This window comes from Brasilonema octagenarum UFV-OR1, from assembly GCF_963888615.1.
Lineage (GTDB): Bacteria > Cyanobacteriota > Cyanobacteriia > Cyanobacteriales > Nostocaceae > Brasilonema > Brasilonema sennae.
Genome location: NZ_CAWPKW010000256.1, coordinates 1 through 13,912, shown reverse-complemented (window position 1 = coordinate 13,912; position 13,912 = coordinate 1). Strand labels below are relative to the sequence as shown.

Here is a 13,912-nt window from a genome sequence, read left to right as displayed (position 1 = left end):
CTGCTAATTCTGCTAAAATGGTGGCTGAAAAACTGTGGATATGTGTGAGGTTTAAATGTCATCTCCGACGTTATTCGTACTGTATGGCAGTTAGGTAATCTTAATTTTCAAAGAACGGACTTTAAGAAGGATATACAAGTTAATGCAGTTAGAGAATTCTAATCAACTTTTAGTCAATTTCAGTCAAAAAAGTTTTACAGATAAGGAAATAGAAGTTGCTATCCGAGCCAGTTTGACTATTAATGATTGTGTAGTAATAGAGAGACAAACAAAAAAAAGAACACACGAGTTAGTTGCTTATGTAGTTCCATCAGGTTTATTTGTACCAGAACAATTGTTGTCTCACCTGCAAACAATTCTGCCTACCGAATTGATACCTACAGCATTCGTACCAGTTTCCACCATACCCTTAACAGATGCAGGGCAGGTAGATGAAGTTACTCTAGCTTCTTTAGAAGTGATTGACTCTGACTTAATGCGTCGCATAGAGGAGCAATTAGAGTCATTGTCAGAAATTGAACGTGTTGCAGTGGTTGTTGAACCCCACGTTAAAAGAATTCCTCCCGTACATTTAGAAGATTTACTACTCGAAAATCACGCACTCGCCTCTGAAGATAACCAGCAAAAAGTACAAGCAATTATACCTAGTGAAAAGGTAGAAAATCAAAACTCTGACTCGTCACAAAAGCTAGCTATTAGTCACGGAGAATTACAACAATCCTTCCAAAACACTCCCAAAACTTTAAAAGAAGTACTGCAACGTGCTGCTCAAAGTTTAACTAAAGGTATCATCTACGTTCAAGCTGATGATACTGAAAAAGTTCAATCTTATCGGGAATTATGGCAGGATGCTCAACGGATTTTAGCTGGATTGAGAAACCTAGGACTAAAGCCCCAAGACAAAGTCATTTTTCAACTGGAGGATAATCAAGATTTCATTTGTGCTTTTTGGGGTTGCGTGCTGGGGGGCTTTGTTCCAGTGCCAATCTCCATCGCCTCAACTTATGAGCCAACCAACAGTATCGCAAGCAAACTACAAAATACTTGGCAGATGTTGGGTAAACCTCTTGTACTGACGAGCGCTTCTTTAGCTTCCAACATTGATGATTTATCTAAACTTTTAAATTTAAAAAACTTTCAACTTGCAACTATTGATAAGTTGCGTGAGTACGAAGCAGATTTTAATTTATATCAAAGTCAACCAGAGGATTTAGCAATATTGTTTTTGACTTCTGGTAGCACTGGTATACCTAAGTGTGTGATGCTAAATCATCACAATATATTGAGTATGACGGCTGGCTTAGTTTTAATGGGTAACTTCTCCAGTCAGGAAAGCGTTTTAAACTGGATGCCTTTGGATCATGTTGGGGCGCTAGTGTCTCTCAGTATTATGGCTGTTAGCCTTGGTTGCCAACAAATTCATGCGCCTACTAGTTTGATTGTGCAAAATCCGCTCAAGTGGCTAGATTTGATTGACAAACATCAAGCTACGATTAGTTGGGCACCTAATTTTGCCTTTTCCTTAATTTGTGACCGCGCTTTCGATATCAGTTGCAAAAACTGGGATTTATCTTCAATAAAGTTTGTGATTAATGCTGGCGAGCCGATTGTAACTAAAACAGCGAGGAATTTTTTAAAACTGCTCAAAGGTTACGGTTTCCAAACTAATGCTATTCACCCAGCCTTTGGGATGTGTGAAACTTCTTCTGGTATTACTTATTCCGACAGTTTTTCTCTAGAATATTCATCAGATGATACCTCATTTGTAGAACTTGGACTTCCAATTGCTGGTGCTTCACTGCGTATTGTTGATGAACACGAACAAATAGTGACAGAAGGTAAAATTGGGCGTTTACAAGTAAAAGGTGCATCTGTGACTTCTGGTTACTACCAAAATCCACAAGCAAACCAAGAAGCTTTCAGCGCTGATGGTTGGTTTAACACCGGGGATTTAGGATTTCTCCATCAAGGGCGTTTAACTATTACTGGGCGGCAGAAAGATGTCATTATTATCAATGGGTTGAACTACTATTCCCACGAAATCGAAGCCGCTGTTGAAGAAGTTAAAGGAGTAGAAGTTTCTTATACAGCTGCTTGTGCAGTGAAAGAACCCGGAATAAATATTGATAAACTAGCTATATTTTTCAATACTTCCCTCTCTGTTGATACCAGTTTAGTAGCTCTACTTCAGGAAATTCGCACTTCCGTGATCAACAAGGTGGGAATAAATCCAGATTATCTAATTCCAGTAGCTCAAGAAGTTGTTCCTAAAACCGCCATTGGTAAAATCCAACGCTCTCAATTGAGTCAGCGCTTCAAGAGAAACGAGTTTAAATCCATTATTAAACGAATTGATATATTACTGGGTAACACCAATACCGTTCCTAACTGGTTCTACCGTCAAGTATGGAAGCCCAAATCTCCTATTACTTTTAGTTCTTCTTTAATTGTTATTAATCCTACTCTAGTATTTCTAGATTCTTTCGGGTTGGGGACATATTTATGTCAAATCTTGTCAGAGCAGAACCTGCCATACATCACTGTTTCAGCCGGAGAAGATTTCAAAAAAATTAATCACTCAAGCTACACAATCACTCCAGAAAAACCCAAGGAATACCAACTTTTAATCGAATCCCTAGCAGCAGATAACATTATAATTGGTCAAATTCTTCACCTATGGACTTATGACCAGTATATTGGGGAAGTCGAAAATCAAAAAGCTCTCGAACAAGCACAAGAGCATGGAATATACAGTTTATTGTTTCTGGTTCAAGCTCTAGCCAAAGTTCAGGGTTCTGATAATTCTATTCAATTACTATTTATTTCTTCTCATATTCAGTCTATTTCCTCAGATGACCCAACAGCCTATGAAAAATCAGCAGTATTAGGGCTATTGAAAACCATTCCTCAAGAATTACCTTGGTTGAACTGTCGCCATATCGATTTGCCTTTCGCTGAAGTGAAAACAAATGGAGCTTATATCTTACAAGAGATGCAAGTTTCCTCAAAAGAACGAGAGGTTGCCTACAGAAATGGGCAGCGTTTCATTCCTCGTCTAGAAAAAGTTGAATTTACCAGCAAACAGAAATCCTCAATTCCTTTTAAGCAAGGAGGAACTTATTTAATTACCGGAGGACTCGGTGGTATAGGTATTGAAATTGCCCAATACCTGCTGAAAAATTACCAAGCAAGACTAGTGTTGGTTGGCAGAACTGCAATACCTGAAAAAAGTACCTGGAATACCTATTTAGAGAAAGAAGATTCTATTGCACAACGCTTGAAAGCATATCAAAAATTAGAACGGCTGCAAGGAGAGATAATTTACGAAGCTGTTGATATTTGTGACTTAAAACAGTTACAGATAATAGTTGAAAAAGCTAAATCCCGATGGGGTAAGAATCTGGATGGGATAATTCATTTAGCCGGAACTTTCCATGAGCAGCTTGTATTGGAAGAGACTCAAGAGAACTTAGCAGCAGTACTGCGTCCCAAGGTGTTGGGTGCTTGGGCATTGCATCAACTGGTGAAAGACAATAAAGGCAGCATTTTCATCAACTTTTCTTCGGCACACGGTTTTTTTGGTAGCACTGCTGTTGGTGCTTATGCTGCTGCCAATAGTTTTCTTGATCGCTTTTCTCATTACCAAAATTCCAACAGTAAATTAGCGAGCTATTGTATGAGTTGGAGTATGTGGGATGAGACAGGGATGAGCCAGGGATATCAGATGAAGAATCTGATCCGTAGCAAAGGTTTTTATGTGATGTCTTCTTCTCAAGCAATATCTTCGATGCTTGCAAGCTTACAACATCAGCAAGCCAATCTATTGATAGGTTTGGATGGCACTAACCAAAACATTCAACGTTGGCAATCGTCAGCTTTTAGTTTACAGAAGTTAACTACCTATTTCACTGCCAGTAGTAACGAGGTTGTTCAATTACCAGACTTTCAGGTTCAAGATTGCTTTGGAACTGCTTGCAACTATAAATTAGTACAACTGCCCCAAATGCCTTGTCTTGAAAACGGCGAAATTGATCGCGTTCGCCTAATTGGGGGAATTAACACTCAAGAAATTAGGGAGCGAATAGAACCACGCAACGAGATAGAGCTCAAAATTGCTCAATGTTGGCAGGAAGTAATGAGAGTGCCACCTTTAAGCATTCACGACAACTTTTTTGAGTTGGGGGGAAATTCCCTGCTAGCTGGTCAAGTGATTTCTCGATTACGCGAACATTTCTCACTAGAATTGTCTTTACAGCGTTTATTTAAAGCGCCTACTATCGCGACTTTAGCCCAAAGTATTGAGGCGATTCGAGGAGTAACTCAGGACAAGAGTGGATCTATTGAGGCACTTGAAGAAGAATATGAAGAGGTAAGGATATGATCACAGAAGAGTTTTTAGCTAGCCTGCAGACAAAAGGTGTAAAAATCTGGATTGACGGAGATCAACTTGGCTGTCGCGCCCCTAAAGGAGTGATGACAGCAGCCATACAGCAGGAACTGCTAAAACGAAAAACAGAAATCCTTGCTTTTCTTAAAGAAGCTCAAACAGCCACACAATCTACCTCTTTCCCCCTAATACCAGTTTCTAGAGATGGGGAGTTGCCTTTATCTTTTGCTCAACAGAGGATGTGGTTTCTTCATCAGTTGGATAAGGAAAGCCCATTCTACAATGAAAGTCTCCAATTACGGATTAATGGCAAGCTTTCCGTGACAGCCTTAGAACAGAGCATCAACGAAATAATCCGCCGTCACGAAGCCTTACGGACTACCTTTACTGTTATTGAGGGCGTTCCTTTTCAGGCGATCTCGCCCACCTTTACCATCACCATACCAGTGATGGACTTACAAGGTTTAAAAGAAGCTGATATTCAACAAATAGTCACTCAAGAAGTTCGCCAACCCTTTGACTTGGGTATCGCTCCTTTGTTACGAGCTACTCTACTGCGCCAGGAAGCAGATTCTCACTTGTTAATCTTGACCATGCACCACATCATTACTGATGGCTGGTCAATGGGGATATTCTTCAAAGAGTTAGAAGTCCTTTATGACGCTTTTAGTAAAGGTGAACCAAATCCCTTACCAGAGTTAACAGTACAATACGCTGATTTTGCCCTTTGGCAACGCCAGTGGTTAACTAAAGAAGTTCTAGAAAAGCAACTTGATTACTGGAAACAACAGTTAGCGGGAGCGCCACCTTTGTTGGAGTTGCCAACGGATTATCCTCGTCCAGCAGTGCAGACTTTCTCTGGTGCTACTAAAAAATTTCAACTCCCAGAGCATTTAACTTTCGAGCTGGTAACCCTCAGCCAAAAGTCTGGTGTCACCTTGTTTATGACGCTGCTGGCAGCTTTTGCAGTTTTACTCCATCGCTATAGTGGTGTAGATGATATTTGTATTGGTTCGCCTTTTGCTAACCGCAATCGTCGAGAAATTGACCCACTAATTGGCTGTTTTGTCAACACTTTAGTGTTGCGTACTCAAATCGAAGATAATCCTAGCTTCTCTCAATTCCTCCAACAAGTCCGCTCTGTTGTCTGGGATGCTCACGCACAGCAAGACGTACCATTTGAGCAAGTGGTAGAAGCACTACAGCCAGAACGTTCTCTTGGCTACAACCCCCTGTTTCAGGTGATGTTTGTTCTGGAAAATTTCTCGCTCGATACTTTAGAGTTACCTGGTATTAGTCTGACTCCAGAGATGGTAGAACGAGGTACGTCTCAGTGCGATTTGAGCCTTTCGATTTGGCAGACACAAGAGGGATTAATTGGGTCGTGGGAATATAACAGTGATCTGTTTGAGGCAGATACAATTGCTAGGATGACAGGTCATTTTCAGACTTTGTTAGAAACAATAGTCAGCGATCCCAATCACAGAGTTGGAAAATTACCTTTGCTAACTGAGTCAGAACGGCATCAGTTATTAGTGGAATGGAATGATACTCAGGTAGACTATCCTCAAGATAAGTGTATCCATCAGTTGTTTGAGGAACAGGTAGAGCGCACTCCAAATGCTGTGGCGGTGGTGTTTGACAATCAACAACTCACTTATCAACAATTGAACACCCAAGCTAATCAGTTGGCACATTACTTGCGCTCACTGGGTGTGAAAGCCGATGTGCTGGTGGGTATTTGTGTGGAACGCTCAGTAGAAATGATTGTGGGTATACTGGGCATTCTCAAGGCGGGTGGGGCTTATGTGCCACTTGATCCAGAGTATCCCCAAGAGCGTTTAAGCTTTATGCTTGAAGATACTCAGCTATCAGTGATATTGAGTCAGGAAAAGTTAGTTAGTAAGCTGGGCGATCGCGAAGCGCGGCAGCTATTCGCTGATTGCAAAGCTAGTGTCATTTGCTTAGACTCAAACTGGGATATCATCAATCAACAAACAAAATACAACCCGACTACCAGCATCAAACCTGATAGCTTAGCTTATGTAATGTACACAAGCGGTTCTACAGGTCAACCCAAAGGTGTTAGTATTATCCATCGAGGTGTAGTTCGATTAGTCAAACAAACCGACTATATCAGCATTTCTACTCAAGATGTCATTGCACAAGCCTCAAATTACGCCTTCGACGCTGCGACTTTTGAAATTTGGGGAGCCTTACTAAATGGAGCGCGGTTAGTTGGGGCAAGCAAAGAGTTAGCAATTTCGCCCAAAGATTTCGCAGCCTTTATTAAAGCGCAAACTATCAGCGTTTTATTCTTAACAACCGCGTTGTTCAATCAAATTGCTCAAGAAGTACCCTCTGCTTTCAATTCACTACGGCATCTTTTATTTGGAGGCGAGGCTGTCGATCCTAAATGGGTGAAAAAAGTACTGGACAATGGTGCGCCGCAGCGACTACTGCATGTTTATGGACCGACAGAGAATACAACATTTACTTCCTGGTACTTGGTGCAGGATGTTCCCGAAGACGCTACAACTATTGCTATTGGTCGTCCAATTGCTAATACCCAAGTTTATATCTTAGATAAAAATCTCCAGCCCGTAACTGTAGGTGTACCAGGAGAGTTACACATTGGTGGTGCTGGATTAGCACAAGGCTATTTTAATCGTCCTGAAACTACTGCCGAAAAATTTATTGAAATTGAATTATTTAATAAAGTTGAACGCCTCTACAAAACTGGGGATTTAGTACGCTATTTACCAGATGGCAACATTGAATACGTAGGACGCATTGACAATCAAGTAAAAATTCGGGGTTTTCGCATCGAATTAGGCGAAATCGAAACAGTTGTGAGTCAATATCCCCATGTGCAGGCATCTTGTGTTATCGCCCGCGAAGATACTCCTGGGGACAAACGCCTAGTCGCTTACATTGTGCCTCAAAAAGAGCAGACTTGTACTTCGACTTCGCTCAGTACACTTACAGTTAGCGAACTGCGTAGCTTCCTGAAGCAAAAGTTACCAGAGTATATGGTGCCAAGTGCAATAGTGATCCTAGAAGCTCTACCGCTTACTCCCAACGGCAAAGTAGATCGCCACGCCTTACCAGTACCCGATTTCTACAGTGAAGTAGCAGACAAATATGTAGCTCCGCGTACCTCTATTGAAAAAACGTTGGCACAAATTTGGGCGCAAGTGCTAAAAGTAGAGCAAGTAGGCATTCACGATAATTTTTTTGAACTAGGGGGACATTCCCTACTCGCTATCCAAGTCCTGTCAGAGATCAACTCAGCTTTTGGACTTGACCTATCTATACAGATAATGTTTGAGTCTCCCACAGTAGCTGGGATAGCAGCGTACATAGAAGTAGTGGATTTGGTAACACAAAATTTATCAATTAAAGAAGTCGGTAGTGAGGTAGTGGAGTTTTGAGCATGACTAACAGCACCCTTGAATTCATTCGTCACCTGACAAACTTAAGTATTGAACTAGAGGTCGATGGCGAGCGCTTACGTTGTCACGCACCAGAAGGGGCGTTAACTCCAACACTACGTCAGGAAATAGCTGGGCGCAAAACAGAAATTGTGCTGTTTTTACAACAAGCAAAGCAGGTTAAAGCTGCTCATCAGTTGTCGATTCAACCAGTGCCACGCGACGTTGAACTACCGCTATCTTTTGCACAGCAGCGGCTCTGGTTTTTGCACCAGCTCTCACCCGACAGTCGTTCTTATAATATGCTACTCATTCTGCGGCTAGAGGGATCGCTGAATATAGTTGCACTAGAGCAGAGCCTGGGTGAACTCGTTTGTCGCCACGAGATTTTAAGAACAAATTTTCCCACAGTAGACGGAAAACCTGTTCAGCGAATTGCCCCTTTTACTGCCTTAACTTTACCAGTCTATGATTTGCAGGGGTTGTCAGTTCAGGAACAAAGCGATCGGATTCGGCAAATGGCCAATTCTCAGGCATCTGACCCTTTCGATCTAGCTGTTGGGCCATTAGTGCAATTCACTTTACTCCAACTGAGTAACCAGGAGTATGTACTGCTGTTGAAGATGCACCACATTATCTATGATGGCTGGTCTTTGAACATCTTCAACCGTGAGTTATCGCAGCTATATGCAGCTTTCACTCAAGGATTACCCAACCCATTACCTAAATTACCTATCCAATACGCTGACTTTGCAGTTTGGCAACGCCAGTGGCTGACAGGCGAAGTCCTAGAACGCCAACTCGATTACTGGCAGCAACAGTTAGCGGGTGTCCCTGGCGTACTAGAACTGCCTACTGATAAGCCACGTCCCCCAGTTCAGACCTTCCGAGGTGGAGTTGAGCGTTTTCAACTGGATCGTCACCTCACACAACGCCTCAAGCAGCTGAGCCAAGAGTCAGACGCAACTTTATTTATGACTCTAGTGGCAGCTTTTTTGGTATTAATTTCTCGTTATAGTGGTCAATTAGATATTGTTGTTGGCTCGGCGATCGCTAACCGCAACAACAAAAGCGTCGACCAGCTCATGGGATTTTTTGCTAATACCCTAGCATTAAGGGGCGATCTCTCTGGCAACCCCAGCTTTGCTGACTTTTTAGTGCAAGTACGGCAAACAACTTTGTCAGCATACTCCCATCAGGACTTACCCTTTGAGATGTTGGTTGAAAAATTACAGCCTGAGCGAGATTTAAGTCGTAATCCTCTAGTACAAGTGATGTTTGCCCTTCAGAATGCTTCACTGTCTTTTGGGGATTTGCCAGGTTTAACCATCCAGAACATGTCCGCGCCAATTGATGAAATGGTCAGGTTTGACCTGGAAGTGAACTACTGGGAAGTTTCAGGAGGTTTGGAGGGTGTTTGGAGTTACAGTGCTGATTTATTTGATGCAACGACAATTACTCGCATCGCCCAAAATTTTCAAACTTTACTACAAGCAATTGTTGCCAATCCTAAAGAGCGAATTGCAGAATTACCACTGTTGACGACCGCAGAGCGTCATCAATTGTTGGTGGAGTGGAACAACACTCAAGTAGACTATCCTGGTGAGAAGTGTATCCATCAGTTATTTGAGGAGCAAGTAGAGCACACCCCGGATGCTGTAGCAGTTGTATTTGAAAATCAAAAGCTTACCTACCGAGAGTTAAATCAACGCGCTAACAAAATCGCCCATTATCTCAAAACTCTAGATGTGAAACCAGACGTATTGGTTGGGATCTGCATGGAACGCTCTTTAGAGATGGTAATTGGGATATTAGCAATTATTAAAGCAGGTGGTGCTTATGTACCTTTAGATCCCACTTATCCTAAAGAGCGTTTAGCATTTATGTTGGCAGATGCTCAAGTGTCGGTGTTGTTAGTGCAACCACATCTAGTCCCAGAACTACCGCCACACCAAGCGCAAGTGATATGTATTAACCCCAATTGTCAAGAGTTTGCTGCTTACAGCCCTCAAAACCCAATTAATGAAGTTACAACAGAAAACTTAGCTTATGTAATTTACACCTCCGGTTCCACAGGAAAGCCTAAAGGTGCAATGAACACTCATAAAGGCTTGTGTAACCGTCTATTGTGGATGCAAGATATATATCAACTAACAGTAACCGATAAAGTTTTACAAAAGACACCCTTTAGCTTTGATGTTTCAGTTTGGGAATTTTTCTGGCCTTTATTCACAGGTGCGAGTTTAATTATCGCTAGACCAGGTGGACATCAAGATAGCCGTTATTTAGCCCAACTAATTGCCCAAGAAAAAATTACGACAGTTCACTTTGTTCCCTCAATGTTGCAAGTGTTTCTAGAAGAAACCGAACTAGAAAAATGTGGTAGTATCAAACGGGTAATTTGTAGCGGAGAAGCTTTATCTATTAATCTAGAAAAATGCTTTTTTGAACGATTAAACGCTGAATTACACAACCTTTATGGGCCAACTGAAGCGGCAATTGATGTAACTTTTTGGGCTTGTCAACCCAATAGTAATGAGAAACTTGTTCCTATTGGTCGTCCAATTGCCAATACACAGATATATATCTTAGATAAACATTTACAACCTGTTCCCATTGGAGTTAGTGGTGAGTTACATATTGGTGGTGTGGGATTAGCACGTGGTTATTGGAATAAACCCCAATTGACTCAAGAAAAGTTTATTTCTAGCCCCTTTGAAGCAGGAAAATATTTATATAAAACGGGTGATTTAGCACGTTATCGTTCTGATGGAAACATTGAATATTTAGGCAGAATTGACCATCAAGTAAAAATTCGTGGCTTCCGCATAGAGTTGGGAGAAATTGAGGCATTACTGGCTTCTCACCCAGATGTGTGGGAAAGCGTGGTGATGCTACGAGAGGATGAACCGGGCGACAAACGTTTAGTAGCTTATGTAGTGCCGCAGATTGAACAATCTCCCACAGTCACAGAACTGCGTCAGTTTCTGAAAGCAAAGCTACCAGAGTACATGATACCAAGTGCTTTTGTGCTGCTGCAGTCCTTACCTCTGACTCCCAACGGCAAAGTAGATCGCCACGCCTTGCCAAAACCGGAGTTAGACAGCACACTGCTAGAAAAATTTGTCGCCCCGCGCACACCCATTGAGGAAATGCTGGCACAAATTTGGGCGCAAGTCTTAAAAGTAGAACAAGTTGGCATTCATAATAACTTCTTTGAACTGGGTGGACATTCCCTATTAGCAACGCAACTAGTTTCACGCATCCGCAACATTTTCAAAGTAGAACTACCATTGCGTAGCTTGTTTGCCGCAGCCACAGTTGCCCAATTGGCACAAGAGATTGAGCAGTTACAGCAACAGGACTTAGAACTAACTGCCCTACCCATTTTAAGGCGGGCAAGAGATGCAGAATTGCCACTATCATTTGCCCAAACACGGCTGTGGTTTTTAGACCAGTTCGAGCCGAACAGTGCTTTCTACAACATACCCTTTGCTTTGCATATAGTCGGAACTCTGAGCGTGACAGCCTTAGAACAAAGCTTACAAGAAATAATTCATCGCCACGAAGCTTTACGCACCAACTTCATCACAGTTGATGGACAACCAACGCAAATTATTCAAAAACAGACGAATTGGACAGTATGTGTTGTTGAGTTGCCACATTTGCCAACCAGTGAACAAGAAATCGCCACACAGCAATTAGCAAAAAAACAAGCTATTCAACCGTTTGACCTGGCAAACCAAGCATTAGTCAGAGCAACATTAGTAGTGCTGTCCGAGACAGAACACGTTTTATTACTGTGTATGCACCATATTGTCTCAGACGGCTGGTCAATGGGTGTGTTTATCCAAGAACTAGCGGCACTGTACAAAGCTTATTCTCAAGGTCAGCCGTCACCGTTAGCACCACTACCTCTGCAATACACAGATTTCGCCATTTGGCAAAGACAGTGGTTGCAAGGAGACGTATTACAAAGTCAATTGAATTACTGGCAACAAAAACTGGCAAACGCACCAGCTTTATTATCGTTACCCACAGACCGACCCAGACCTGCTGTGCAGACTGACAACGGAGCATATCAAGAGTTTGCACTCTCACAGAAGCTAACTGGTGAACTGACACAACTGAGTCAGCAACAAGGAGTCACCTTGTTCATGACGCTGTTGGCAGCGTTTGATACGCTACTTTATCGTTACACAGGACAAGAAGATATTTTGGTGGGTTCGCCAATTGCTAATCGCGATCGCAGTGAAATAGAAGGGTTAATTGGCTTTTTTGTCAACACTTTGGTCATGCGTTCTAACTTGGCAGGCAACCCCAGTTTTAGCGAATTACTAGGTCGTGTTCGTTCCATGGCAATGGAGGCATACTCTCATCAGCATTTGCCATTTGAAATGCTGGTGGAAGCATTGCAGCCAGAACGGAATCTGGGCCATACACCACTGTTTCAGGTAATGTTTGTCCTCCAGAATGCGCCCACATCCGGGGTAGAACTGACTGGGCTAAGTGTCAGTCCATTCCCAATCAAAGGCGCAAATGCAAGGTTTGATTTAACTTTAATCATGCATAACACTGCCTCTGGGTTGGTAGGGATTTGGGAGTACAACACTGACTTGTTTGATGCTAGTACCATAGAGCGAATGACGGGTCATTTTGTTACCTTGCTTGAAGGTATTATTGCTAACCCAGAACAGCAAATCTCCCAGTTGCCCCTATTGACACAACAGGAGCAACAAAAGTTACTTGTCGAATGGAACGATACAGGGGTGAATTATCCTTCTGATAAGTGCATCCATCAGTTGTTTGAGGAGCAGGTGGAGCATACACCCAATGCAGTGGCAGTGGAGTTTGAAAATGAACAGCTTACTTACTATGAATTAAACTACCGCGCTAACCAGTTGGCGGACTACTTGCGCTCATTGGGTGTAGAAGCTGATGTCCTGGTCGGTCTGTGTGTAGAGCGTTCTTTAGAGATGGTCATAGGACTACTGGGGATTCTCAAAGCAGGTGGTGCATACCTGCCACTTGATCCTGAGTATCCGCCTGAGCGTTTGAGCTTTGTTTTAGAAGATGCTCAAGTTTCAGTTTTGCTGACCCAGCAGTCACTCGTTGACCGACTGCCCCAGTGTGAAGAAGCAGGGGGGCTCTTAGCAGGGGGCAGGGGGAAAGAGGGGGCCTTGAGTTCTCCTGCCTCTTATCAAGCACAGCTTGTTTGTTTGGATACTGACGCTGAACTGATTTCCCAGTGCAGTCAGGGTAATCTTATCTCCGACGGACAAGCAAATAACTTAGCTTATATAATTTATACTTCTGGTTCTACAGGTCAACCTAAGGGTATAGCCATGAATCAGGTTGCCCTTTGCAATTTGATTATGTGGCATAGGGACAATCTGAAAATTGCTCGTGGAGCAAAAACCGTGCAATTTGCTTCGATTAACTTTGATGTCTCCTTCCAAGAAATATTCACCACCTGGTGTTCTGGAGGCACATTGTTCCTAGTTGGGGAGGAATTACGCCGAGATGCCTCAGCTTTGTTAGGTTTTCTTCAACAAAAAGCTGTTGAAAGACTATTTGTTCCCTTTGTTGCCTTACAGCAACTAGCTGAAGTCGCTGTTGGTAGCGAATTAGTTAATACTCATTTGAGAGAAATCATTACCGCTGGGGAACAGTTGCAGATTACTCCCGCTATTTCTCAATGGTTAAGCAGATTAAATGATTGTACATTGCACAATCATTATGGACCGTCAGAGACCCATTTAGCCACTAGTTTTACTGTGAATAATTCAGTAGAGACTTGGCCGCTACTTCCTCCGATTGGGCGACCTATTGCCAATACACAAATCTATATACTAGATAAATATTTACAGCCTGTACCCGTTGGTGTACCAGGAGAATTGTATATTGCTGGTGTCCTTTTAGCGCAAGGCTATTTCAACCGAAGTGAGTTAACACAAGAAAAATTTATCCCTAACCCCTTTAAAAGAAGCAGGGGAGCAGAGGAGTCAGTGCGTTGCGGAGAGCAGCGCCGTGCGGGGGTTCCCCCAAAGTCTGCCGGGGGAAGCTTCCCCCGGCGAGCTTTGACCGTTGT

At 42.6% G+C, this 13,912-nt stretch carries 3 protein-coding genes; all 3 read left to right on the top strand.

Going from position 1 to position 13,912, the window contains the following annotated elements:
• Window positions 1-142: 142 nt before the first annotated feature.
• Window positions 143-4,381 (top strand): SDR family NAD(P)-dependent oxidoreductase, encoded by a 4,239-nt coding sequence (locus tag AC5590_RS20795; RefSeq protein WP_169265339.1) that lies wholly within the window; start codon window positions 143-145, stop codon window positions 4,379-4,381.
• Window positions 4,378-7,821: a non-ribosomal peptide synthetase gene (locus AC5590_RS20790; RefSeq protein ID WP_169265338.1), complete on the top strand. Its 3,444-nt coding sequence runs from the start codon at window positions 4,378-4,380 to the stop codon at window positions 7,819-7,821. The genes AC5590_RS20795 and AC5590_RS20790 overlap by 4 nt, the downstream gene beginning before the upstream one ends.
• A 2-nt stretch (window positions 7,822-7,823) precedes the next feature.
• Window positions 7,824-13,912, top strand: a 6,089-nt coding sequence (locus AC5590_RS20785) for a non-ribosomal peptide synthetase (RefSeq protein WP_169265337.1), incomplete at its 3' end; no start/stop codon positions are given.

Coding starts and splice junctions, on each gene's coding strand:
- AC5590_RS20795 (WP_169265339.1), top strand. CDS start 143: ATGCAGTTAGAGAATTCTAATCAACTTTTAGTCAATTTCAGTCAAAAA.
- AC5590_RS20790 (WP_169265338.1), top strand. CDS start 4,378: ATGATCACAGAAGAGTTTTTAGCTAGCCTGCAGACAAAAGGTGTAAAA.